This is a genomic window from Rhodococcus sp. 1168, assembly GCF_002091955.1.
Classification (GTDB): domain Bacteria; phylum Actinomycetota; class Actinomycetes; order Mycobacteriales; family Mycobacteriaceae; genus Rhodococcoides.
The window spans coordinates 17,779-42,230 of sequence record NZ_MKKY01000072.1 but is presented as its reverse complement, the minus strand read 5'-3'; the positions used below and the strand labels follow the sequence as shown (position 1 = coordinate 42,230).

Sequence of the window (24,452 nt, the reverse complement as noted above, 5' to 3'; positions counted from 1 at the left end):
CTTCGACGCGCTGACTCTTCGACTTCGATGCCTAGTACTTCGCGCGGGATTCATGGTAGAGGCGAAGCATCTCCGGAACGTCAAGCTGTTCTGGCGCAACGGATCGCAAAGGCCGAAGAAACGGATATGACGTAATCCCGGTCAGGATTGCTCGGCCGTTTCGGGCTGTCTGCGGGACTTACCGGAGATCTCTCGCGGAGAGTTGTTTCGGTTCCCAGTGAATATGGCGGCGTGGTGGCAGGAGCGGTTGCTGCATGCGCTGTGGACCGCACCTACGGCAGCGTATGAGCGGCCGACAGTCGCCGCACGGCCTCGCGGAGCATGTCCGAAGACGAACTCGCGAAACACAATCGAGCCGCGCCTGAATACTGGGGAGAGTCCGCGAAGGCACGCCCGGGGACGAAGGCGACGCCGTGATCGAGCGCTCGCGGCAGCAATGCCGTGGTGTCGGTGCCGTCCTGAAACTCCGCCCACAAGAACATTCCGCCAGTCGCGGGTGAAAGGACAACTCGGTCACCGAAGGTGCCTTTCAGTGCATCTTCGAGGGCGTGTGCGCGTGCACTGTACTGCGAGCGTAGGACCCCGAGGTGACGCTCGAGCCAGGCAGCGTCGTCGAGCATGTCGGCGGCCATCTGCTGGGTCATCGACGATCCGCACAGGTCGGCGCCTTGCTTGAGTAATTCGACGGCCTGGCACACAACCACCGGTGCGGTCAGCCAGCCGACCCGAAGCGCAGGAGCGATGATCTTCGACGCACTGGAGAGCCGAATTACGCGTTCGGAGTACGCGGCTATGGACTTCGGGGGTTGCACGCCGAACCACAACTCGCCGTACGGGTCGTCTTCGAGTATCCAGAAGCCGTAGCGATCGGCGAGCGCGGCGAGCTGTTTGCGGCCGAGATCCGACATCGTCACGCCGCGTGGATTGTGAAAGTTGCTCACGGTGTGGACGAGTATGGGCCGAAGGCCGGCCTCCAACTTGCGGGCCAATTCGTCGGTGTCCATTCCCGCATCACCTATCGGGACTGCGTGGATATCGGCACCTGCGATCGAGAAGACCTGCAGTGCTCCGGTGTACGCGGGTTCATCGACGACGACCACAGCCCCGGGATCGAGCAGCACCTGAGCGAGCAGGGTGAGCGCTTGCTGAGAACCGTGCGTGACGACGACCTCGTCAGAGGTGACTTCGCTTCCGACCGAGCAGGATTCGCGGGTTGCGATGATCTCGCGGAGTCCACGCCAACCGGAGGTTTCGCCGTACTGCACCGCGGAGGGTGTCTTCAGTACCGCCTCCGCCGCTTGCCGAATGCGGTGCGCGGGAATCAGCTCCGTCGCCGGCAGACCTCCAGCAAGACTTATCACGTCCTCGCGCGCAGTCAGTGCGAGCAGGTCTCGAATCGCAGAACTCTTCAGCGAATCGAGACGCCGGGCAAACGAGGGCAGAGCGGAAGTCATTGATTTTCCCAGGGATCGAGTACGGATTGCGAAGTACCCGAGGATCCGCTGGGGCATGAAGTGAGCCGAATGGTGGTCGGCTCACTTCACTGTGCCACTCCTGCTCGAGGAATGACACTCAATTCTCACATCATGAGACATTTGACACTGACCCTGCGCATCAGTCCAGATCGTCGTGGCGCATCAGTTGCCTTGCCGCCTCGGTGATCGACCCCGTCAACGATGGGTAGATCGAGAACGTCGCCGCCAGATCGTTGACCGACAGGTTGTTCTGAACAGCCATGGCGATGGGCAGAATCAGCTCGGACGCCGTCGGAGCGACAACCACCCCGCCGATCACGACACCGGTCGCCGGTCGGCAGAAGATCTTCACGAAACCGCGCTTGAGGCCCGACATCTTTGCTCGCGGGTTGGTGGCAAGGGGCAACATGACGGTACGTGCCGGCACGTCGCCGTTGTCGATGGCGGACTGGCTCACCCCGACCGACGCGATCTCGGGACGCGTGAACACCGCTGAAGCAACAGTTTTCAGCTTGATCGGGGTGACACCTTCACCGAGAGCGTGGTACATCGCGATACGTCCCTGCATCGCAGCGACGGAGGCGAGAGGCAGCAGACCCGTGCAGTCACCCGCGGCATAAATGCCCGAAACAGAGGTCCGCGATACTCGATCGACACGTAGATAGCCGCCACGATCCAGTTCGATTCCTACCTTCTCGAGTCCGAGCCCGGAGGTATTGGGAATGGAACCGACAGTCATCAGCGCGTGCGAACCTTCGACGGTCCGTCCGTCGGCGAGGCGAACGATCACACCACTCTCGGTCCGCTGGACGGATTCTGCTCGCGCATGCTTGACGAGAGTGACACCTCTTTCGTTGAACGCGTCCTCGAGCACGAGCGCGGCATCCTCGTCCTCGTGCGGCAGCACACGGTCGCGGCTGGAGACTGCTGTCACCTTGACGCCCATCTCGGTGTAAGCCGAGACGAACTCGGCACCGGTCACACCGGACCCGACCACGATCAAATGCTCGGGCAATGTCTCGAGGTCGTAGAGCTGGCGCCAGTTCAAGATTCGGTCACCGTCGGGTTCCGCGCCCGGGAGGATACGTGGCCTCGCGCCGGTCGCCACCAAGACGACATCCGCGTCGAGTACACGTTCCGAACCGTCCGCCGAGGTCGCTCGAATCTGATGCGCGGCCATACCGACATGCGAGTCGATCATTTCGGCGCGGCCGGAAATCAGTTCGACGCCGACCGAGCGCACCCTCGCTGCAATGTCGGAGGACTGCGCCTGCGCGAGCGCTTTGACGCGCTCGTGGATCTGCGGCAGTGCAACCGTCGCCTGCGATGGATCCATCGCGATACCCAGATCGTTCGCTCGTCGCATCTCGGTCCTGATACCTGTCGAGGCAATGAAGGTCTTCGACGGTACGCAGTCCCACAGAACGCAGGCACCTCCGATGCCGTCCGAATCGACCAACGTCACAGTCCCCCCGTGCTGCGCTGCCACCAGTGCTGCTTCATACCCTGCGGGTCCGCCACCGATGATCACGATCCGGGTCATTTGTCCTCTTCCACGTTTGTCAAAAAAATGCACAGTTATGGTCCAACGCTATTCCAGTCGACGTCTCCGCGCATCGGTAAGGATTAGTTAACATCTGTATCACCTGCTGAAACATCTCGCTCGGGCCTTCCGCCGCCGCGCCGATTCACCGGACGGTTTAGGCTGGCCGACGTGCCAATCTATGCCGCCTACGGGTCCAACATGCATCCGGAGCAAATGCTTCAGCGCTGCCCTCATTCCCCGTCGTCGGGAACTGGCTGGCTACACGGTTGGCGATTGACCTTCGGCGGCGGTGACATCGGGTGGGAAGGCGCACTGGCAACGGTCGCGCAGGACGCCGATTCGAAGGTGTTCGTGGTGCTCTACGACGTCTCGGAAGAGGACGAGGAGAGCCTCGACCGCTGGGAGGGCTCCGAACTCGGAATACATCGCAAGGTCCGGCTCCGCATCGACACCGTGGACGGCCCCGTGCTGGCCTGGCTGTACGTACTCGACGCCTACGAGGGCGGCTTACCGTCTGCGCGCTACCTGGGCGTCATGGCCGAAGCAGCCGAAATCGCCGGTGCTCCCGCAGAGTACGTCCGTGGATTGCGCACACGCAACAGTCGCAACGTCGGGCCCGGCACCTCCAGCTGAACTTCAGTTCGGTTCGAGTGCGAGTCCGGTCATCACCTTCACACCGACGGCGAGCGCTCGCTCGTCGAGATCGAACGTGGCCTGGTGGATATCGAGCTGCGGACCGGTACCGGACCACACGCCGAGCCGAGCCATCGCTCCAGGAATGTCTTCGAGATACCACGAGAAGTCCTCGCCGCCACCGGACTGAGCGGTATCGGCCAACGCTGCCGGTCCAACGCGTCGAATAGCGTTTTCGAATGTCCGCGTCACCGCCGGGTCGTTGACCACGGGCGGCACCCCACGCTTGTAGTGCAATTCGTAACGCACCCCTGTCGGCGCCAGAAGACCAGCCACGATCTCGCCGACCAGGGGTTCGAGCAGAGCCCAGGTCTCGTGATCACCGGTGCGTACGGTGCCGGTGAGCATGCCGCTCTGCGGAATAGCGTTGGGCGCCTGGCCTGCCACGACTGCGCCCCACACCATCACTGTGCTTGTCCGCGGATCGATTCGGCGGCTGAGCATCCCCGGCAGGCCGGTGATGACCGTGCCGAGTGCATAAACGAGGTCCGTGGTCAGGTGAGGTCGCGAAGTATGGCCACCGGGCGAGTCCAGCCGAAGCTCGACGGTGTCGGCCGCCGACGTGATGGCACCGACCCGCACACCGACCTTGCCCACCTCGAGCCGAGGATCGCAATGCAGGGCGAAGATCTTCGATACGCCCTCGAGCGCACCGGCCGCCACGACGTCCAAAGCCCCGCCCGGCATGACCTCCTCGGCCGGCTGGAAGATCAACCGAACACCGAACGGCAGATCGGGCAGCGACGCCAAGGCCAACGCGGTTCCGAGCAACACCGTCGTGTGCGCGTCGTGGCCGCATGCGTGGGAAACCCCGGGAACGGTCGAGCCATAGGTTGCACCGGTGAATTCTTGCAACGGGAGCGCATCCATGTCCGCCCGCAAACCCACCCGTGGTCCGCTCGGTCCGATATCACAGGTCAAACCTGTTCCACCGGGGAGAAGCTTCGGCGACAGCCCGGCGGCCTCCAAGTGCCCGACGACGAAAGCAGTTGTCGCGTATTCCTGACGCGCCAACTCCGGATGCGCGTGAATATGGCGTCGCCACAACGACAATTCGGCGGTGTGGTCGAGAATCCAGGCGTCGACAGCGGTATGCAGATCGGTCATCGAGCCGTCATCCGAGCTTCGACGCCTTCGAGCAACCGGCTCCTTGTGTCTGCGTCGAGGGCCGTACGGACCACCGTTCGTGCAAGTAATCGGGCGCCGTCGAGTACGGCCGTGTCCGCCGACTCGGTGATGCACGCTGCGGCGAACTCCGGCTGGTGCGTGACGGCGCCGCCCGAGTCGAGACCGATCACCGGGTGTACCCCGGGCAGAACCTTCGTCACATTTCCCATATCGGTGCTGCCCAGAGGGCGGAATCCTTCCAACTCGGGTGCCAGGGGTGTGCGGCCGATCGACTCGACCTCGTCTCGATAGGTGGCGGTGAGCCACGGATCGGGTGTCAGCTCGGTGTAGATCGGCGATACGGTACGAATCTGGTGGGTGCAACCGGTAGCGATCGCACCGGCCTGAAAACACGCATGCGCCTTGGAGGTCAACGCCGCCAATGATTCCGAGGTGTTCGCCCGCAGGTAGTAGGCAAGCTCAGCGTGCCCGGGCACGATGTTGGGCGCGAGCCCGCCTTCGGTCACGATTCCGTGCAACTGCTGCCCCGGCGCCAGATGCTGACGCAGCAGGCCGATTGCAACCTGGCTGACGGTCACCGCATCACCGGCATTGATTCCCCATTCAGGGGCTGCAGATGCATGTGCGGCGCGGCCGGTGAACGACACGGCTATGTCGGACAACGCGAGCGAAGTTGCACCCACGATGTCGAACGGGCCGGGATGAACCATCAGCGCCGCGGCCACGCCGTCGAAGACGCCGCGTTCGAGCATCAGCACTTTTCCTCCACCACTTTCCTCGGCGGGAGTTCCGAGTACTCGAATGGTGATACCGAGCCGCTCGGCGAGCGGAGCCAACGCGATCGCCGCGCCGGCGGCGGATGCGGCGATGATGTTGTGGCCGCAGGCGTGGCCGATCTCCGGCAAGGCGTCGTATTCAGCGCAGAGGGCAACGACCAACTCGCCGCTGCCGTACGTCGCGGTGAACGCGGTCGGCAGGTCGGCGACGCCCGTGGTGACGGCGAAGCCACGATCGCGAAGAAGGTCGCAGACCTTCGCTGCACTGCGGTGCTCTTCGAACGCCAGTTCCGGCTCGGAATGAATCGAGTGCGACAACGCAAGCAGATCAGTTGCAGCGCGCTGCACTCCGGCATCGGTCTCGACGATCACCGGCTCAGTCTGTCACTAGTGCTCTCCGAAGCTGAATCCAGCGCGGCCCGTTACTTGCCGAATGCGAAATTACTCTCGTCGGTCGGAGTGTTCAGCGCGGCAAGAAGATCACCGTGAATGGCGCGCTTGATTCCCGCAAGGTTGTCACCGCGCGTGCTCGTCAACGCCGTGGCGCGCTCGACAGCGCAGGACAACACGGCGTCCTCGTCGACAGCAACGTCGGCGATGCCGGCTGTGACGGCATCTGCTCCGCCGAAGCGTCGACCCGTGGTCATTGCCTCGATGGCCGTCTGCTTGGGGAGCCTGCTGGTGATCAGGGACGACATGCCGACGGTGAACGGCATGTTCAGTTGCACCTCGGGCAGGCAGTAGAAGCCGCGGTCGACGCGGACGACCCGGAAGTCGTGAGCCGTCGCGAACATGGCGCCTGCGCCGAATGCGTGGCCTTGGACAGCTGCAATCGTCGCCATCGGGAACGTGAGCAGCCGGGTGTAGAGCGTGTGCACCCGGTCCAGATAGCCGGTGATCTTGTCGAGGTTGGCGAAAAGCCAGTCGGTGTCGAGGCCGTTGGTGAAGAACTTTCCCGTTGCGGTGGTCACCAGTGCCCCGGGCCCCGATATCGATTCGACCTCGTCGAGAAGAGCGTGCACGCCCTCGATCCAGTCCGGATGGAACCGGTTCTCCGGGTTCTGAGCTGAGTCCTGTGCACCGAGGTACAGGATGTGCACGTCACCGTCATGTTCGAGATAAGGCATGGAGGGATACTACCCGGCGGTAACTTCATTCGGTGAAGGTCTGCCCGACCGAGCTCGATCCCGAGCCCACCGAAGGCATCGCATGGCCTACTGCGGAAACGGTCGCACATCTCCTAGGGTTGCTTCCCGTGGGAACAACGAACATCGACCCAGCAGATCCGACCCTCGACCCTCAGGACGCCGCGGCGCGCGCTGCAGCAGCGATCACGGAGGCCACCGGTGTCGCATCTCATGCGGTGGCGATCGTGCTGGGATCCGGCTGGCAGGCCGCAGCGGATCGTTTCGGTTCCCCGACTGCGACCATCGCCATGGCCGACCTTCCGGGCTTCAGTCCCCCCTCCGCATCCGGACACTCCGGAACCGTCACCTCGGTGAGCGTCGACGGCACACATGCGCTGCTGTTGCAGGGCCGTATTCACGCATACGAAGGGCACGACTTGGCCCGAGTCGTGCATCCGGTGCGGACGGCCATCGCGGCCGGGGCTACCACGGTCGTTCTCACCAACGCCGCGGGTGGAATCCGAGATGGAATGCACGTCGGCCAACCGGTTCTCATCTCCGACCATCTCAATCTCACCGCACGCTCGCCGTTGACGGGTGCCGAGTTCGTCGACCTGGTCGACGCCTACTCGCCAGAACTTCGCGCGCTGGCGCGCCGCATCGACCCCTCGCTGGAAGAGGGCGTGTACGCGGGACTGCCAGGGCCACATTACGAAACGCCCGCCGAGATTCGAATGCTGCGCACGATGGGTGCCGATCTGGTCGGTATGTCCACCGTCCACGAGACGATCGCAGCGCGGGCCCTCGGAGCTCGCGTTCTCGGGCTTTCTCTCGTCACCAATCTTGCCGCAGGAATAACCGGTGACCACCTCGACCACAAAGAGGTGCTCGCAGCAGGGAAGACAGCGGCTTCGCGGATGGGTGCATTTCTGCATCAGCTGGTGTCGACGCTGTGACGGCCGAATTGGCGCAGCAGGTCGCGGAATGGATCGCAGGTGATCCCGACCCGTCGACGCGTGCGGAATTGGCTTCACTGCCGGAAGACGAACTACGTGAGAGGTTTCGCGCTCCGTTGAGCTTCGGCACCGCGGGTCTGCGCGGCGAGGTTCGAGCCGGCCCCAACGGAATGAATGTCGCCGTCGTGGTGCGCACCTCGATGGGGATTGCCGCGTGGCTGCAGAAGCAGGGGCTGGGCGGATCGACCGTCGTCGTGGGTCGTGATGCACGGCACGGATCGGACGCCTTTGCCACTGCAGCCGCGGAAACCTTTGCTGCACAGGACTTTTCTGTAGTTCTACTACCTCGACCACTCCCTACACCGGTGCTCGCATTCGCGGTCCGCTCGCTCGATGCCGACCTCGGCATCCAGATCACCGCCTCGCACAATCCTGCTGCCGACAATGGTTACAAGGTCTACCTCCGCGGTGGTGCACAAATCATCCCGCCGGTCGACAAGGAAATCGAGGCCGAGATCGCGGCCGTCGGCCCCGCGGTGGACGTGCCTCGTACCTTCGTCTCACCGGGTGGATCGAGCGTCACAGCACAATATCTTGACCGACTTCCTGCGCTGGTCCGTTCACAGAAGCAGCACATTCGGATTGCTCTGACGCCTATGCACGGCGTCGGCGGTGAGTTCGCGCTCACTGCGCTACGCGGCCTCGGATTCCGAGACGTCCATGTTGTGGCCGATCAATTCGAGCCCGATCCCGAGTTTCCGACCGTCGCCTTTCCCAACCCGGAAGAGCCCGGGGCAGCGGACAAACTGTTGGCCCTTGCCGCCGAGGTGGAGGCAGATCTCGCGATTGCACTCGATCCCGACGCAGATCGATGCGCGATAGGCGTGCCGGGGCCGTCGGGGTGGCGAATGCTCAGCGGAGACGAAACCGGAGCACTGCTGGCCAACCACATACTCCACACCGCGCCCCCGGACTCGTTGGTTGCGAACACCATCGTTTCTTCTCGACTTCTCTCCGTCCTCGCCCCTGCTCGTGGCGCGCGCTACGCTCGTACGTTGACCGGATTCAAGTGGCTGGTTCGCGCCGGCCAAGGTCTGGTCTACGCCTACGAAGAAGCAATCGGCCACTGCGTCGACCCTTCGTTCGTCAACGACAAGGACGGGATCTCGGCAGCTGTCGTCCTCGCAGACCTCGTCGCCTTGCTCGCGGCCGAGAACCGTACCCTGGGCGATGTCCTCGACGACCTGGCGCTCGAATTCGGTGTTCACGCCGGAGCGCAGGTCTCCGCCCGAGTGGATGATCTCGCCGACATCGCGCTCATGATGGAACGACTCCGCGCGAAGCCACCCACCGAACTGGCGGGCACCTCCATCACGGTCACCGACCTACTCGCCGACGACGGCCCCCTACAGACCGATGCCGTCGAATTGGCAGGAGATGGCATCCGCGTCATCGTGCGTCCGTCGGGAACCGAACCGAAGGTCAAGGCGTACCTCGAGGTTGTTCTCCCGGTCCGCGACCGCGCAGACTTGTCCGCCGTGCGTGCCGAAGCCGACGCTGTGCTCGCCGCGTTGCGAAAGTTCGCGACCAGCCTGTTTCAAAAGAGCGCGGACTGAACCGCAGGCAACGTGGATTCGTGATCACCGAACCGAACCCGACGGCCCTTCAGTTCGTGCAGGTCCACAACGTAGGAAGCGCCGTCGACGTCCACCACCGCAGCTTGTCCGATGCATGCGCGCACGGTGAAGCCGTGCGAGCCGGTCGTGAGATCGCTCGGATAACAGACGCGGTTGCCGGTGGCGAGCTCACGGAATCCAGCTACCTGCCATGATTCGTCCACCGTGCGATAGGTGTCCTCACCGACCGGCGGCGCAAGGGAGTCCCGCACTCGATCGGCCAGACGCATCGTCGCAGCGTCGAGACGGGCGGTGTCGACGGGCAGTGCGAGCGCCGCAGCTTTGACCGAGGATCGCACGGACTGCCGCACCTGCAGTTGCTCGGTCACCCGATCTTCGAGTACCCGAACCACCTTTCCGTCCGCTGCCCACGCGACGTAGCGCGCGCATATGGCCCCTTGCTCGGCAAGCCTGGCCCATTTGCGGGTGTCGGCCGCAGTGCCGACCTTGTGCACCCCGTTCGCGAAGGTCGCGATGTACAGCCAATGTGGCTGCATGACATGGGCTTCGAGCTCACGGGAGACGAAGCCTCCGCGATGGATCGTGTGGACGAAACGAAACGAGTCCTTCGACTCGCACCGTTCGCACTGCGAACCTGACTCGACCGGCAACTGCTCGGGGCACGGTACGTACTCGGAGGGCGCGCCTTTACGGAATGCGATCCGTCCCGTGCACCACCGCTGCGGCCCGAGCGCCTCGAACCCGACACGACCGCCGCGCAGTTCTACATAATCGACCTCACGCGAAAGAACATCTACGACGCGCAAACGCGGGTCGCCTTCACTGGCCGGCCAGGTTACGCCGAGGACGAGTGACGTGCTCAGCGTGGGCCGAACTGGCGGTCGCCCGCATCACCGAGACCCGGGACGATGAAGGCCTCGTCGTTGAGTCGCTCGTCGATACTGGCGGTGACGAGCCGAACCGGTAGTCCCGAGTTCTCGAGGGCAGTGACCCCCTCGGGGGCGACCACCACACAAATTGCAGTGACATCTGCCGCGCCTCGCTCCACCAACAACTCGATGGTGCGCACCATCGACCCACCCGTGGCGAGCATCGGATCGAGAACATAGACCGGGGTGCTCGACAGATCCTCGGGCAGCGACTCCATGTACGGCACCGGCTCATGAGTCTTCTCGTCGCGCGCCATTCCGACGAAGCCGACGCGGGACTGAGGAATCAAACCGCTCGCCTTCTCGACCATGCCGAGCCCGGCACGCAAGACCGGCACGAGCAGCGGCGGCTGCGACAGACGGGTCCCCTGCGTAACCGCGACCGGCGTCTTCACCTCGAACGTGGTGATCGCGGCGTCCCTGGTGGCCTCGTACACCAACATGTGGGTGAGCTGGCGCAGTGCCGACCGAAAAGTTGCGTTGTCGCTGCGCTCGTCGCGCATCGTCGTCAGTAGGGCAGCAGCCAAGGGATGTTCGACGACATGTGTATCCATGAGAAGAAGGATAAGTGCGGGAACCGATCGGGCCTCACTTGCGTCAAAACCTGTGTAGATCCATTTCGTACGCAGAACAGTCCCGAGGGGAACACCGATGGCAGAAGTATCGGCAACAGCGGCTGGAATACTCGCGTATTCCGCGACGACCGGGGCGATGTCCGCGCACGTGACGAGCGCCGCGGCAGCGGCCACAGCCTGCGGTCCCGCCGTCCTGACACCGGTGTTCGGGGCAATCGGCACCGAGTTCCTGGCCGCCTTCACCGCCGCCCACACCGCCCATACCGCCGCGTTGGCACGCCTGGCCGAAGTGCTGAGCAGCATCGGTAGCGCGGCCGCGGGTTCGGCTGCCGGTTACCAGGCAACAGACACGGCAGCAGCCGGGCACCTACTGTGATCGACGTACTGACTCGTCCGATCATCGACCTCCTCGGCGCCTTCGGGTCGGGTGAGATTCCCACCGGCGGACCCGCCGACGTCATTCGTTCCTCCTCCTCCGCATTGGATTCGGTCGAGCGGATCGGGGTGAACGCCGTGGCCGAGCTGGCCGGTTCGTGGAGCGGACCCGCAGCAATAGCAGCAATCGAGTTGACCGGTGCCACCCACAGGAGCGCCATCGCACTTGCCGATCACGGCAACGAGATCGCCACCGTCGTGGATCGAGCGTGTGAGAAGGTCCAGGCCGGGATCGTCGAATTGAACGGCATACTTCAGTCGTTCGTGTCCATTGCCGTCGCTGCGGCCCCGGCGCTCGTCACCCCTGCCGGTCAGTCGATGGTCATCGCGGCAGCCATCGAGCACTTGGAACGCGCGCTTGCCGTCGTGGCGCGGGTTCGAGCCGAGCTTGCAGTGCACGCGGCCGAGGTCGGGCGATATCTCGCGCCGCCCTCGGTACCTGCCCCTGCAGGCACCGAAGCTTCGACACGACCTGCGGCAGCGCCACCGGTCGGGCCTGCACCGACAGCACCCACAAATTCCGATCCCGCAGGCCAGTTCGTGCGCAACTTCGCTCAATCGGTCTCCGCTCCCCCGTCGTCGATGCCCCCGTCGTCGATAACCCCGGACAGTGCGTCGAACCTGCTCTCCTCACCCAACGCAACGACGTCACCCACCGCAACGATGCCGAATCAGGGGCCGGCGATGTACCGCGGCGCACCACCGCGTGAGCCCAGTGATGTCGGCGCGAAGGGCACGGGCGTCGAGGTCGCGCTTCCCGACGGAAGCGTCGTGACGGCTCCGAACGAACAGGCAGCGGGCGCGGTAAGAAACGCACTGAGCCAACAAGGCACGCCGTACGTGTGGGGCGGTACCGAGCCTGGCCGCGGCCTCGACTGCAGCGGCCTCACTCAGTGGGCCTACGCGGAGCAGGGCGTCGAACTACCCCGCCTGGCGCAGGAACAAACTATCGGCACCCCGGTCGCCCAGGACGAGGTCATGCCCGGAGATCTTGCAATCTGGGACGGTCACGTCGCCATGGTGATCGGCAACGGACAATTCGTCGAAGCTGGAGATCCCGTGCAGGTCAGCGATATCCGCACCACCAACAGCGGTATGGGCTTCAAAGGCTTCTACAGGCCGACCGAATGATCGAGATCTCGGCTACTGCTGCCACGCGTTCGGACTCGGTTCGCGTCCGAGCCACCGAAAGTGGACTCCCGACGGAAATCCATGTCGATCAACGCGAATTACACTACGGTGGAACAGAATTGGCCCGAACAATCCTGCACTTGTGCGCGCGTGCCACCGAACTCGCGCAAGCCGAGCGCCGCGCCCTTCTCGAAAACGACGGTATGGAGGCCCACATTCTCGATCGCCTCGGGCTGCCGCGGGCCTCGACGGTAGCCGCTGAAGAGAATCGGCGACTGGACGTAGAACCTGCACCGACGAGTTGGCTGAGGTCGGTATGACCGATAACGCCGTCGAAGCACTTGTGTCCCGAGCCGACCTCGCCCTGGACACCATGCACCTCGCCTCGGAGGGGCTCGCACACCTGCGCATCACCAGGCATTCGGCAGATGGGCTGGTCGGTGTGACGGTCGACAGCACCGGGGCGATGGTGGGTCTGGAATTGGCCGAAGATCTCTCTCGCCAGTCCGCACGAAAACTCACCGAGTCCATCACCGAAGTCGCCACCGCTGCTTCTCGCGATGCCCTCGACCAGCGTCGGTGGATCCTCGAACGGATGCGAAGTTCGCTATCGGCGACCTGAGATAGGCTTCCGGCCATGGCTGGCGACATCATCCCGATCGAACTCCGTCTCACCCGCGGCGACTTCGTCACCCTCTGGGCTCCGGAGTGGCACGAAGGAGACGACGAGTGGGAAGCATTCCTCGGACGCGACGAGGACCTCTACGGATTCGAGGCCGTCGCGCACCTCGCGGCGTTCATCAGAAACGACAGCGACAACGACCTCGTCGACCACCCCTCGTGGACCGTGGTCTCGGCTCTCGCAGCCAATGAACTCGAACCCGATGATCTTCACCGTTTCGACCTCGTCGGTGTTCCCGAACTGGTCGCCGAGGATCCCGACTCCGATGTCCTCGGCGAGCTCGCGGCAACGTTCGAAATGGTCCAGACCCTCGGTGATGTCTGTGAACTGAGCACGGTCACCGCATTTTTCGCCGGCAACCCACATCTGGGATCTGTGGGAATGGGCGTGGAGGCATACCTGGGCAAGGACGGTCAGGACCTCTGGGATCGAATCGGCACCTCGATCGCGAAGAGTTGGGGTGCGGTGATCGACGCCATCGACTCGGTCGTGACAACACCTGATGTCGACAGCGCGGCCGTCGACGTGGCCGAAGCGGAACTGCTCGCGGCCGCGGAGAACATCGTCGACGTCGACGATGTATCGAACGACGAAGAATCCGATGACGACGACGAGACCGACGACGAAACCCCGGATCCCATCGCCGACGCAGCCGCGGAGGAGAGCTTCTGGACCACTGTCGGCATCGACCCGATCCGGATCATCACCTCGGACGAAACGCTCTACACACTGCGCTGCTACATCGACGACGATCCGATCTTCCTCGGCCGCGCCGGCACCATCACCGTCTTCGGATCCGAACGCGCGCTGGCTCGCTACCTCGCCGACGACCATGACCACGAACTGGCGAAGGTGAGTACGTACGCCGAAGTACAGACCGCCGCGGTGGACGGCTCGCTCCGTATCGAGGTGACCGACGAGAACGTGTACGTCCTTCCCGGACTGGCGGACGATCTGGCCGACGGGCCCACAGTCGTCGACGCGGATCAGCTCGATCTTGCAGTGGAGTTGTTCACCGACGCAGCCGACTTCGCGGAGGACGATTCCGTCGAAACGGCACTGGCGAGTTCCACCCCGCTGGGCTGGTTCGTGTCCTACACTCTCGAGCCCGATCCGAACAGGCTCGCGCCCAGTGCCCCGTTCCATGTCGAGTCGGAGGCGTGGCGTGAACTCGAGCGCGAGTTCGAGGGGCGTCTGCGCAAGGAGTGAAGTTCCGCTAGCCGATCAGTACTGCGTAGCCGGGCTTGACGATGTCGTCGATGATCTCGAGACGCTCGTCGAACGGGATGAATGCCGACTTCATGGCATTGATGGTGAAGCGCTCGAGATCGGTCCATCCGTAGCCGAATGTGGTGACCAGCTTGTGCATTTCACGGCTCATCGAGGTGTCGCTCATGAGCCGATTGTCGGTGTTCACCGTGACACGGAACCGGAGTCTGGCAAGCAGATCGAACGGATGCTTCTGCAGGCTCTCCACGGCTCCGGTCTGCACGTTCGAACTCGGACACAATTCGAGGGGCATCCGCGTGTCCCGAACGTAGGCGGCGAGTAGTCCCAGTGATGCCGTGCCGTCGGGCGCGACGGTGATGTCGTCGGTTATCCGGACACCGTGACCGAGCCGATCCGTGCCGCAGAATGCGACAGCCTCTTGAATGGACGGCAGACCGAAGGCCTCGCCGGCATGAATTGTGAAGTGTGCGTTGGCTGCTCGCATGTATTCGAACGCAGCCAGGTGGCGACTCGGAGGGAACCCGGCCTCGGCGCCGGCGATGTCGAAGCCGACGACGCCGCGGTCACGGAACCGTACGGCCAGTTCGGCGATCTCCCGCGAGCGTGCAGCATGCCGCATGGCGGTGAGCAGGCACCCCACCTGAATACGCTTGCCTTTCACTTGCGCTGCAGATTCTCCGGCACGAAAGCCCGCCAGTACATGTTCGACGACCTCGTCCAGCGAGAGCCCCCGCTCGAGATGCTGTTCGGGTGCGAATCGAACCTCGGCATAGACGACCGAGTCGTCGGCCAGATCCTCGGCGCATTCCTGGGCTACCCGCGAAAGGCCCTCGGCTGTCTGCATCACCGCTACGGTGTGGGCAAAAGTCTCGAGATATTGCTCGAGGGAACCACTGTCGGCGGCATTGCGAAACCACTCCCCCAGCGCCGCACCGTCGGTCGCGGGAAGATCGTCGTATCCGCACTGATCGGCGAGTTCGAGAACCGTCTGCGGGCGCAATCCACCATCGAGATGATCGTGAAGCAGCGCTTTCGGAGCAGTCTTGATGGAATTCATGTCGAGCGGCATCGCGCCGCCGGAAGGTGTCGAAAAAATCTCGGCAGTGCTCATATCGTGAACGGTAGCCCGCCGAGACCGAGCTGTCCTGGGCTCGACCTACCGGCCGACACGATCGAGCACGATCGGCGATCGGACGGGCGCCGAATCACTGATGCCCCAGGCCGCGTCGATCGCCTCGGTCGCATAGTCGAACTTCTCCGGCGTGTCGGTGTAGAGCGTGGCGAGCTGCTGGCCGGCAACAACTCGATCTCCCGGCTTGGCATGCAGGCGTACCCCCGCACCGGCCTGAACGGGCTCCCCCTGTCGCTCACGTCCGGCACCCAACCTCCAGGCCGCGACGCCCACCGCCATGGCGTCGAGTTCGGTGATGAAACCGTCCTGCTCGGCCGTGACGGTCCGAGATTCCTTCGCCACCGGAAGCGGCGCATCCGGATCTCCACCCTGGGCGGCCACCATCGCTCGCCACCGATCCATCGCGGAGCCGTCGGCAAGCTTGTCCGCGGGGTCGATTCCCTCGATACCGGCCACGGTCAACATGGTTCGGGCCAGTGTGATCGTCAGCTCGACGATGTCCGCGTGGCCGCCGCCGCTCAGCACCTCGAGCGATTCCTCGACTTCGAGAGCATTGCCCGCAGTCATCCCCAGCGGGGCGTCCATCGCGGTGAGAAGTGCGACTGTGCGCACCCCGGCATCGGAGCCGAGAGCAACCATGGCCGTAGCGAGTTCACGAGCGTCGTCGATGTTCTTCATGAAGGCACCTGCCCCGACCTTGACGTCGAGCACCAGCCCGCTGGTTCCCTCGGCGATTTTCTTGCTCATGATCGAGCTGGCGATCAGCGGAATGGATTCCACGGTTCCGGTGACGTCGCGAAGTGCATAGAGCCTCTTGTCTGCGGGCGCCAGGTCGGCACCCGCTGCGCACACCACCGCGCCCACAGCCGAATCGGCCAGAATCGAGTGGATCTCCTCTGCGCTCAGGTCTGCGCGCCACCCGGCGATGGACTCGAGCTTGTCGAGGGTGCCACCGGTATGGCCGAGGCCCCGACCGGACAGCTGCGGCACCGCCGCTCCACATGCGGCGACGAGCGGAGCCAACGGCAAGGTGATCTTGTCGCCGACGCCTCCGGTCGAGTGCTTGTCGACGGTCGGTCGAGCGATATCGGAGAAGTCCATCCTGCTGCCCGAGTCGATCATCGCGGCCGTCCAGTCGCTCAGCTCTCTCCGGTCGAGACCCCGCCACACAATGGCCATCGCGAGTGCGGACATCTGCTCGTCGGCGACGGTGCCGCGAGTGAACCCGTCGATGACCCAGTCGATCTGCCGCTTGGTCAGTATGTGTCCGTCGCGCTTGGCGGCGATGATCGATACGGCGTCAGACATGCTCGCCTTCCCGTCCCGCTGCGAGATCGTCGGGGCCGAATGCGGAGGGCAGTAGATCGCCGAGCGGCACAGGGCCGGCGTCGGTGTCGACGATCAACTGCGCGCCGCCGAATTCGTACAGAAGTTGCCTACATCGGCCGCACGGCATCAACTTCGCACCGCGACTGTCGCAGCAGGTGAAGGCGACCAGACGTCCGCCGCCGGTGGAATGCAGGTTCGAGATCAGTCCGCACTCTGCGCACAGCCCCAAACCATATGAGACATTCTCCACATTGCATCCCGTCACGATTCGGTCATCGTCTACGAGCGCGGCCGCACCCACGGGGTAGTTCGAATACGGTGCATAGGCTTGCCTCATAACTCGATGAGCATTGTCTCGCAACGTTTTCCAGTCAACTTCCGGCATACCCGCAATCAAATCACGAAGATCCGTCGCGCGCAGCCTCACTACTGAACCGATCACGTAAAATTGGGAAGGCATACCTAACAAAGATTTTGGGGTCGGTACGAACCTCGAGTCGAATTAGTTCCGTGTTTCCATGGGGATTACAGTTCGAAGACAGAGGCTCTTCCGTAACCGTTGAGCCGGAGTAAGACAAATCGAGCCGGTCACAGTCCGGGGCCCAGGCTCGATGCGTCCATCAATGACGTTGGAGGCATTGCACTCGATGAGTAGCACGACGGAAGCCGCTCCGGCCAAGGAGCGAAAGCGGTCGCTGTACCGCGGTGATCCGGGAATGTGGTCCTGGGTCCTACACCGAATCACGGGCGTGTTGACGTTCTTCTTCCTGTTCGTCCACGTCTTGGACACGGCAATGGTTCGTGTCAACCCCGAAACGTACGACGCGATCATCGACACCTACAAGACCCCACTCGTGGGGTTGATGGAGCTCGGTCTCGTCGCTGCGGTGCTCTATCACGCACTCAACGGCATCCGCGTCATGCTGGTGGACTTCTGGTCCAAGGGACCGAAGTACCAGAAGTTGATGTTGTGGGTCATCGCCGCGGTATGGATCGTGGTCATGGTTCCGGGGGCAGGCAGAATTTTCTACAACATGTTCACAGCGAGCGGGCACTGATGGCAATGACACACGGACCCGAGGCCAAGTCCCTCGGCAAGATCTACGACCGTCCGGCAAGTCTGGACAACCCACGTTCCCCGCGCCGTAAGTCGAGGAGCAACTTCGAGCTCTACGCGTGGCTGTTCATGCGCTTCTCAGGGTTGGCGCTCGTCGTCCTCGTCCTGGGCCACATGTTCATCATGCTGATGCTCGACGAGGGTGTGCACCGGATCAACTTCGCATTCGTAGCGGGCCGCTGGTCGAGCCCGTTCTGGCAGTTCTGGGACCTCTCCATGCTCTGGCTTGCTCAGTTGCATGGCGGCAACGGTCTGCGGACGATCATCGCGGACTATTCACGCAAGGATTCGACGCGATTCTGGCTGACGACACTGCTCGTGCTGTCCATGATTCTCATCATGGGCCTGGGTACGTACGTCATCTTCACCTTCGATCCGAACATTTCGGCGAGCTAAGGGAACTGAAGCATTCATGCAGGAATATCGTTATGACGTGCTCATCGTCGGCGCCGGTGGCGCAGGCATGCGAGCGGCCATCGAGGCCGGGCCCCGCGCCCGCACCGCAGTTCTGACCAAGCTCTACCCCACTCGTTCACACACCGGCGCAGCTCAGGGCGGAATGTGCGCGGCCCTCGCCAACGTCGAGGAAGACAACTGGGAGTGGCACACGTTCGACACCGTCAAGGGTGGCGACTATCTCGCCGACCAGGACGCTGTGGAGATCATGGCCAAGGAAGCGATCGACGCCGTTCTCGACCTCGAGAAGATGGGCCTGCCGTTCAACCGCACGCCCGAGGGCAAGATCGACCAGCGTCGCTTCGGCGGCCACACCCGTGACCACGGCAAGGCACCCGTTCGCCGTGCGTGTTACGCCGCCGACCGCACCGGACACATGATCTTGCAGACGCTCTACCAGAACTGCGTCAAGCACGACGTCGAGTTCTTCAACGAGTTCTACGCGCTCGATCTGTGCCTCACCGAGACCGAAGACGGTCCGGTAGCAACCGGCATCATCGCGTACGAGCTCGCTACCGGTGAGCTGCACATCTTCCACGCCAAGTCGATCATCTTCGCAACCGGCGGCTCGGGACGTATGTACAAGACGACGTCCAACGCCCACACCCTCACCGGTGACGGCATGGGCATCGTCTTCCGTAAGGGCCTCCCGCTCGAAGACATGGAGTTCCATCAGTTCCATCCGACAGGCCTCGCCGGTCTGGGGATTCTGATCTCCGAAGCCGTTCGCGGCGAGGGAGGCATCCTTCGTAACGAATCGGGCGAGCGCTTCATGGAGCGCTATGCCCCGACCATCAAGGATCTCGCACCCCGCGACATCGTTGCGCGGTCGATGGTCCTCGAAGTTCTCGAAGGACGTGGCGGCGGCCCCAACAAGGACTACGTCTACATCGACGTCACGCACATCCCAGAAGAAGTTCTGGACGAGAAGCTCCCCGACATCATGGAGTTCTCCCGCACCTACCTCGGTGTGGATCCGGTCAAGGAGCCCGTGCCGGTCTACCCGACGTGCCACTACGTCATGGGCGGTATCCCCACCAAGATCAACGGTGAGGTTCTGCGCAACAACGACGACATCGTGCATGGCCTGTACGCGGCCGGCGAGTGTGCATGTGTTTCGGTGCACGGTGCCAACCGCCTCGGCACCAACTCGCTTCTGGACATCAACGTCTTCGGCCGTCGCGCCGGAATCGCCGCAGCTCTGCATGCCAACTCAGTCGACTTCACGCCGCTGCCCGAAGAGCCGGCGAAGATGGTCCAAGAATGGCTCGCACTCGTTTTGTCCGATCACGGCCACGAGCGTGCGGCCGACATTCGGACCGAACTGCAGCAGTCGATGGACAACAACGCCTCGGTATTCCGTACCGAGGAGCGACTCGAGACCGCGCTGAAGGATGTTCGCGCCCTCAAGGAGCGTTACAACCACATCACGGTGCAGGACAAGGGAGCTCGGTACAACAGCGACCTCCTCGAGGCCGTCGAGCTCGGGTTCCTGCTCGAAATGGCGGAGGTCACCGTCGTCGGTGCACTCAACCGCAAGGAATCACGTGGCGGACACGCTCGTGAGGACTACCCGGACCGCAACGACGCGGAATACATGAAGCACACCATGGCCTACAAGCAAGGCGAAGGTCTGCTGACCGACATCCGTCTGGACTACAAGCCAGTAGTGCAGACCCGCTACGAGCCGATGGAGCGGAAGTACTGATATGAGCGCCCCTACTCTCGACAAGGCAGACCAGTCCTCGCAGCCGCCCGTTCCCAACGGCGCGGTCATGGTGACTCTCAAGATCGCCCGCTTCAATCCGGAGAGCGGCGACGGACAGCGCTGGGACAGCTTCCAGGTCCCGACGTTGCCGACCGACCGCCTGCTGAACCTGTTGATGTACGTCAAGGGCTACCTCGACGGCACGCTGACCTTCCGTCGCTCCTGCGCCCACGGCGTCTGCGGCAGTGACGCGATGCGTATCAACGGAGTCAACCGTCTCGCCTGCAAGGTGCTGATGCGCGACATGCTTCCGAAGGATTCGTCGAAGTCGCTGACCATCACGATCGAGCCCATCAAGGGTCTTCCGGTCGAGAAGGATCTGATCGTCGACATGGAGCCGTTCTTCGACGCGTTCCGTGCGGTCAAGCCGTTTTTGATGACCACGGGCAACGAGCCGACGCGTGAGCGTATCCAGTCTGCCGCCGACCGTGCTCGGTTCGACGACACCACCAAGTGCATTCTGTGCGCCTGCTGCACCACCTCGTGCCCCGTGTTCTGGAGTGACGGCAGCTACTTCGGACCCGCCGCCATCGTCAACGCGCACCGGTTCATCTTCGACAGCCGCGACGAAGGTGCATCCGAGCGTCTGGACATCCTCAACGACGTCGAAGGCGTGTGGCGCTGCCGCACCACCTTCAACTGCACCGATGCTTGCCCTCGTGGCATTCAGGTGACAAAGGCGATCCAGGAAGTGAAGCGGGCTCTGCTCTTCGCTCGCTAAGTTGTTGTAACCGCAAGAAAGGCGCATTCATACGATTCGATCGTATGAATGCGCCTTTCTTGCGGTTCAGAGTCGACGGGCGCAATCGATACAGCAGTGAGCACGATCGGGGCATTCGGTGGGTCGGCGCAGATTCGCCGATCGGACCGCATACGGTGGTTCGCGATGAGAACGATCCTCCGGGTGACCGCTGCCCTCGCCACGTCCGCTGCCCTGTTCGCCGTGGGCAGCCCTGCCCTCGCGCAGCCTGCTGCCGAGCCTCCGGCCGTCACGACTCCACCGTTCACGACGCCGAACACCGACGACTGCCCGTTCGTCACGTCGCCGCCTCCGGCAATCGACCTCTCCGAGGTGCCGTCGCCAGGTGAGACGGTTCCTGCGCCGCGGCCCGTCCCCGCCGACCCAATCGGTGGCTCCCAACTGAGCCGATGTGGAACCATCACCCCGGACGACGCGCCTCCGCTTCCCGCCGATATTTCCGCGACCGGGTGGGTGCTCTCGGATCTCGATTCCGGAGACGTCATCGCCGCGAAGGACCCACACGGCCGCTATCGGCCCGCGAGCACCATCAAGATCCTGTTGGCACTGGTGGCATTGGACGAACTCGATCTCGACAAAGTCGTCGTCGCGACGGCAGAGGATGCCAATGCCGAAGGTAGCGCGGTCGGAATCGGCAAAGACGGCGTCTACAGCAACTTTCAGCTGATGCAGGGTCTCGTGATGGCCTCTGGAAATGACGCTGCCCACGCTCTGGCGACCCAATTGGGTGGTGATGCCGCGACGGTGAAAAAGATGAACGCGCTCGCCGAGTCGCTGGGTGCGCTGGACACGCACACTGCAACGCCGTCCGGCCTCGACGCACCAGGGATGTCCAGTTCGGCCTACGACCTCGCGTTGTTCTTCCGTGCCGCACTCGAAAACCCGACCTTCGCCGCGCTCATCTCGACCGAGAATGTTCAATTCCCAGGGTTCCCCAAGGATCCCAGCATCCCGGAAGATCAAGACCGCCCGGGCTTCATCCTGTCGAACGACAATCAACTCCTCTACAACTACGAAGGCGCTCTCGGCGGCAAGACCGGCTATACCGATGACGCCCGGCAAACTTTCGTCGGTGGTGCGCAGAAGGACGGGAGACGGTTGGCGGTGACGATCATGCAGGGCGACGTCCTGCCCATCCGCCCCTCGGAGCAAGCGGCACGCCTGCTGGACTACGGATTTGCGCTTCCATCAGGGACGAGTATCGGCACGCTGGTAGACCCCGATTCGGTCGGCGCCGTCACGAGCACACGAACCATCACCCCCGCCCCTGCGCTCGCAGCTCCGCCCGCGGATGCTGGGTCGATCAGCCGTGCGTCCGCTGTGGAGTCGAGCGGGGACACGGCTGTCCGGGTCGGGATCGGTGCTATCGGGCTACTCGTAGTGCTCGGGCTGATGCTGGGGGCGCGTCAACTCAACCGGCGCCGATGAACCCAGCCGTCATTTACGACGGCCGAGCAATCCGGTAAGACCGACCGCAGCGAGTGCTCCTACACCGACGAGGGCGATGCCGCCCTTGATGGAAGGGCCGTCGTTGACCTCGACGCGTGTGTTGATGACCGCCGGGTCCGGCGCCGGCACGAAAGCCATGGCCATGCTCTCGTTCGTGGTCGCCGAGAATGCTGTCGCAAACAATACGAACCGTGAAGTCGTGAAAACGAATACGAGTAAGCCGATGATCGGACCGAACACGACGCCTGCAGGCCCGCTGGTCACCGACGCCAAATAGATGGCCGCGATCTGCTTGAATATCTCGAAACCGACGGCGGCCAGCAATCCGCCCTTCAAGGCGCTACGAAACGGCACTGGCTCACGTGGCAGACGTGAAATCACCCAGGTGAAAAGGCCCCACGTGGCGACGAGCGCCAGTAGTACCGACACGACCCGCAGGAGAATTCCGACACCCGGCGCATTGTCGAGCTTGACGAATTCGAGCAAGCTGCGCATCACCGACCCGCCATTGAGCGCGGACAAGCCGAGTGACAGGGCGATCGCCAGACCGAGACCGAAGAGCGCCGCCAGATCCTTCAGCTTGGTCGAGACGAAACCGCCCTGCTCGCGCTGACTTTCCCACATCGCAGTCAGCGCGGCTCGTAGTTTCGCCACCCAACCCAGCCCCGCGTACAAAGCGCCCAAGAGACCGATGATGCCGACGCTTGCGCGGGACTCGATGGCCGACTCGATCAGCGAATTGACGGTCTCACCCAAGCTGCCGGGGATGCTCTCCGATATCTGAGCAGTGATTTCGTCCAGCCACTCCGGGTGTCCTACGAGGACGAAGCCGGCCACCGCGAACGCAACCATCAGCAGCGGGAACAATGCAAGCACACTGAAGTAGGTCATTCCGGCGGCGTAGTAGTCGCCCATTTGTGCCTGATAACGCTGTGCGGCCCTGACGGTGTGGTCCAGCCAAGGCCACTTGTCCCGGCGTGCTTGCAGTATCGCTGTGAAGTCGGGAACGACAATCACCCTCTCGCCTGTCGCTGGCCTCGTCGGTGTTCCCGACGCTGTTACGAGCGCGGAGTCAGGAACCCCACTCGGTCGTACACCTGAGCCAATGTCCGTGAAGCTACCTCCCTGGCCCGATCCGCGCCGTCTGCGAGAATACGGTCCAGTTCGGCAATATCGGACATATACCCATCGACCCGGGCTTTAAGCGGCGTGACGAACTCGGTGAGCACTTCCGCCGTATCCGACTTCAGGTCGCCGTAGCCCTTGCCCTGGTAACTCTCCACGAGGGCGTCCACGGATCGGCCTCCCAGCGCCGACTGAATGACCAGCAAATTGCTGACGCCGGCCTTCTTCTCCGGGTCGAATGCGATCTCGCGCTCGTTGTCGGTGACTGCCGAACGAATCTTCTTCGCCGACACAGCCGGGTCGTCGAGCATGTTGACGATGCCCGCAGGATTGGAACCGGACTTGCTCATCTTGGCCGTCGGTTCCTGCAAGTCGAAGATCTTGGCCGTGCCCTTGATGATGTGAGCATCCGGCACCACGAAGGTCTTCTTGAACCGGGTGTTGAAACGCTGTGCCAAGTCTCTCGTCAGTTCGAGGTGTTGACGCTGATCCTCCCCTACCGGAACGAGATTGGGCCGGTAGAGCAGAACGTCGGCTGCCATGAGAACCGGATACGTGAACAACCCGACAGTCGTCTGATCACGTCCCTGCTTGACGGACTTGTCCTTGAACTGAGTCATGCGGCCGGCTTCACCGAAACCGGTGATGCAATTGAGGACCCATGCGAGCTGAGCGTGCTCGGGCACCTGGCTCTGCACGAACAAGGTGGATCGTTTCGGATCGATCCCCACTGCCAACAGTTGCGCAGCAGCAATCCGAGTCCGCTGACGTAACGCCTTCGGGTCCTGCGGAACGGTGATGGCGTGCAGATCCGGAATGAAGTAAAAAGCGTCGTAATCGTCTTGGAGCGCAACCCACTGACGTACTGCCCCCAGGTAGTTGCCGAGGTGGAACGAATCGGCAGTCGGCTGGATTCCGGACAGGACGCGTTGTCGCGGACCTTGCGGTGTATCGGTGGTGGCGGGGGCAGACATGGTCACGATCTTTTCATGTAGT

25 protein-coding genes are annotated in these 24,452 nt (G+C 63.2%); 13 read left to right on the top strand and 12 right to left on the bottom strand.

Annotated elements, in window-relative coordinates; genetic code table 11:
• Window positions 1–272: 272 nt before the first annotated feature.
• Window positions 273–1,454, bottom strand: a complete 1,182-nt coding sequence (locus BJI47_RS14370; protein ID WP_088944361.1) for a PLP-dependent aminotransferase family protein — start codon at window positions 1,452–1,454, stop codon at window positions 273–275.
• A 160-nt stretch (window positions 1,455–1,614) separates the two neighbouring features.
• The gene (locus BJI47_RS14365; RefSeq protein WP_088944360.1) at window positions 1,615–3,018 is read right to left on the bottom strand and encodes an NAD(P)H-quinone dehydrogenase; all 1,404 of its coding nucleotides are present in this window, start codon (window positions 3,016–3,018) and stop codon (window positions 1,615–1,617) included.
• Window positions 3,019–3,189: 171 nt separating this feature from the next.
• Between BJI47_RS14365 and BJI47_RS14360 the strand changes: the two genes are divergently transcribed.
• Window positions 3,190–3,654, top strand: a complete 465-nt coding sequence (locus tag BJI47_RS14360) for a gamma-glutamylcyclotransferase (protein WP_084346807.1) — start codon at window positions 3,190–3,192, stop codon at window positions 3,652–3,654.
• Between the two features lie 3 nt (window positions 3,655–3,657).
• Here the strand turns inward: BJI47_RS14360 and BJI47_RS14355 are convergent, their stop codons facing one another.
• The 3 genes from BJI47_RS14355 to BJI47_RS14345 are packed head-to-tail and all read right to left on the bottom strand — an operon-like array spanning window position 3,658 to window position 6,745.
• Window positions 3,658–4,812, bottom strand: coding sequence for a M20 family metallopeptidase (locus tag BJI47_RS14355; RefSeq protein WP_088944624.1), 1,155 nt, complete (start codon window positions 4,810–4,812; stop codon window positions 3,658–3,660).
• A 5-nt stretch (window positions 4,813–4,817) separates the two neighbouring features.
• Window positions 4,818–5,990, bottom strand: a complete 1,173-nt coding sequence (locus BJI47_RS14350; RefSeq protein WP_088944359.1) for a M20 family metallopeptidase — start codon at window positions 5,988–5,990, stop codon at window positions 4,818–4,820.
• A 50-nt stretch (window positions 5,991–6,040) separates the two neighbouring features.
• Window positions 6,041–6,745: an enoyl-CoA hydratase/isomerase family protein gene (locus tag BJI47_RS14345; protein WP_088944358.1), complete on the bottom strand. Its 705-nt coding sequence runs from the start codon at window positions 6,743–6,745 to the stop codon at window positions 6,041–6,043.
• A gap of 143 nt (window positions 6,746–6,888) precedes the next feature.
• Between BJI47_RS14345 and BJI47_RS14340 the strand changes: the two genes are divergently transcribed.
• Together BJI47_RS14340 and BJI47_RS14335 are read left to right on the top strand one after the other, a co-directional pair.
• On the top strand, window positions 6,889–7,701 hold the full coding sequence (locus BJI47_RS14340) for a purine-nucleoside phosphorylase (protein ID WP_254900628.1): 813 nt from the start codon (window positions 6,889–6,891) through the stop codon (window positions 7,699–7,701).
• A complete protein-coding gene (locus tag BJI47_RS14335) occupies window positions 7,698–9,317 on the top strand; it encodes a phospho-sugar mutase (RefSeq protein WP_088944357.1) in 1,620 nt (539 codons plus the stop codon). The genes BJI47_RS14340 and BJI47_RS14335 overlap by 4 nt, the downstream gene beginning before the upstream one ends.
• Here the strand turns inward: BJI47_RS14335 and BJI47_RS14330 are convergent.
• The gene (locus BJI47_RS14330) at window positions 9,299–10,144 is read right to left on the bottom strand and encodes a DUF2797 domain-containing protein (RefSeq protein ID WP_254900605.1); all 846 of its coding nucleotides are present in this window, start codon (window positions 10,142–10,144) and stop codon (window positions 9,299–9,301) included. The genes BJI47_RS14335 and BJI47_RS14330 overlap by 19 nt on opposite strands.
• 53 nt (window positions 10,145–10,197) lie before the next feature.
• Complete coding sequence (gene upp, locus BJI47_RS14325) at window positions 10,198–10,821, bottom strand: uracil phosphoribosyltransferase (protein ID WP_088944356.1); 624 nt, start codon at window positions 10,819–10,821, stop codon at window positions 10,198–10,200.
• Between the two features lie 97 nt (window positions 10,822–10,918).
• Here upp and BJI47_RS14320 point away from each other — a divergent pair, with 97 nt between their 5' ends.
• The 5 genes from BJI47_RS14320 to BJI47_RS14300 are packed head-to-tail and all read left to right on the top strand — an operon-like array spanning window position 10,919 to window position 14,299.
• Window positions 10,919–11,218: a type VII secretion target gene (locus BJI47_RS14320; RefSeq protein ID WP_088944355.1), complete on the top strand. Its 300-nt coding sequence runs from the start codon at window positions 10,919–10,921 to the stop codon at window positions 11,216–11,218.
• The gene (locus BJI47_RS14315; RefSeq protein WP_088944354.1) at window positions 11,215–12,408 is read left to right on the top strand and encodes a C40 family peptidase; all 1,194 of its coding nucleotides are present in this window, start codon (window positions 11,215–11,217) and stop codon (window positions 12,406–12,408) included. The genes BJI47_RS14320 and BJI47_RS14315 overlap by 4 nt, the downstream gene beginning before the upstream one ends.
• Complete coding sequence (locus BJI47_RS14310; protein ID WP_088944353.1) at window positions 12,405–12,728, top strand: hypothetical protein; 324 nt, start codon at window positions 12,405–12,407, stop codon at window positions 12,726–12,728. Before BJI47_RS14315 ends, BJI47_RS14310 begins: the two co-directional genes overlap by 4 nt.
• On the top strand, window positions 12,725–13,030 hold the full coding sequence (locus BJI47_RS14305; RefSeq protein WP_254900604.1) for a YbaB/EbfC family nucleoid-associated protein: 306 nt from the start codon (window positions 12,725–12,727) through the stop codon (window positions 13,028–13,030). The genes BJI47_RS14310 and BJI47_RS14305 overlap by 4 nt, the downstream gene beginning before the upstream one ends.
• A 15-nt stretch (window positions 13,031–13,045) precedes the next feature.
• Window positions 13,046–14,299, top strand: coding sequence for a primosomal protein (locus BJI47_RS14300; protein WP_088944351.1), 1,254 nt, complete (start codon window positions 13,046–13,048; stop codon window positions 14,297–14,299).
• A 7-nt stretch (window positions 14,300–14,306) separates the two neighbouring features.
• Here BJI47_RS14300 and BJI47_RS14295 read toward each other — a convergent pair whose 3' ends face one another.
• The 3 genes from BJI47_RS14295 to BJI47_RS14285 are packed head-to-tail and all read right to left on the bottom strand — an operon-like array spanning window position 14,307 to window position 17,166.
• On the bottom strand, window positions 14,307–15,431 hold the full coding sequence (locus tag BJI47_RS14295; RefSeq protein ID WP_088944350.1) for an adenosine deaminase: 1,125 nt from the start codon (window positions 15,429–15,431) through the stop codon (window positions 14,307–14,309).
• A gap of 45 nt (window positions 15,432–15,476) precedes the next feature.
• Complete coding sequence (locus BJI47_RS14290) at window positions 15,477–16,760, bottom strand: thymidine phosphorylase (protein ID WP_088944349.1); 1,284 nt, start codon at window positions 16,758–16,760, stop codon at window positions 15,477–15,479.
• The gene (locus BJI47_RS14285; RefSeq protein WP_088944621.1) at window positions 16,753–17,166 is read right to left on the bottom strand and encodes a cytidine deaminase; all 414 of its coding nucleotides are present in this window, start codon (window positions 17,164–17,166) and stop codon (window positions 16,753–16,755) included. The genes BJI47_RS14290 and BJI47_RS14285 overlap by 8 nt, the downstream gene beginning before the upstream one ends.
• A gap of 262 nt (window positions 17,167–17,428) precedes the next feature.
• Between BJI47_RS14285 and sdhC the strand changes: the two genes are divergently transcribed.
• The 5 genes from sdhC (at window position 17,429) to BJI47_RS14260 (ending at window position 22,310) form a co-directional block, all read left to right on the top strand.
• Window positions 17,429–17,839, top strand: a complete 411-nt coding sequence (gene sdhC, locus BJI47_RS14280) for a succinate dehydrogenase, cytochrome b556 subunit (RefSeq protein WP_088944620.1) — start codon at window positions 17,429–17,431, stop codon at window positions 17,837–17,839.
• Window positions 17,839–18,294, top strand: coding sequence for a succinate dehydrogenase hydrophobic membrane anchor subunit (locus BJI47_RS14275; RefSeq protein WP_084349041.1), 456 nt, complete (start codon window positions 17,839–17,841; stop codon window positions 18,292–18,294). The genes sdhC and BJI47_RS14275 overlap by 1 nt, the downstream gene beginning before the upstream one ends.
• A 16-nt stretch (window positions 18,295–18,310) precedes the next feature.
• Entirely contained in the window at window positions 18,311–20,062 is a 1,752-nt protein-coding gene (gene sdhA / locus BJI47_RS14270; RefSeq protein WP_088944348.1) for a succinate dehydrogenase flavoprotein subunit, read from the top strand.
• Between the two features lies 1 nt (window position 20,063).
• Window positions 20,064–20,843, top strand: a complete 780-nt coding sequence (locus tag BJI47_RS14265; protein WP_084349039.1) for a succinate dehydrogenase iron-sulfur subunit — start codon at window positions 20,064–20,066, stop codon at window positions 20,841–20,843.
• A 165-nt stretch (window positions 20,844–21,008) separates the two neighbouring features.
• Entirely contained in the window at window positions 21,009–22,310 is a 1,302-nt protein-coding gene (locus tag BJI47_RS14260) for a D-alanyl-D-alanine carboxypeptidase family protein (protein ID WP_088944619.1), read from the top strand.
• 9 nt (window positions 22,311–22,319) lie between these two features.
• Here the strand turns inward: BJI47_RS14260 and yhjD are convergent, their stop codons facing one another.
• Complete coding sequence (gene yhjD, locus BJI47_RS14255) at window positions 22,320–23,348, bottom strand: inner membrane protein YhjD (RefSeq protein WP_088944347.1); 1,029 nt, start codon at window positions 23,346–23,348, stop codon at window positions 22,320–22,322.
• Window positions 23,349–23,389: 41 nt separating this feature from the next.
• Window positions 23,390–24,430 (bottom strand): tryptophan--tRNA ligase, encoded by a 1,041-nt coding sequence (gene trpS / locus BJI47_RS14250; protein ID WP_088944346.1) that lies wholly within the window; start codon window positions 24,428–24,430, stop codon window positions 23,390–23,392.
• Window positions 24,431–24,452: the final 22 nt, after the last annotated feature.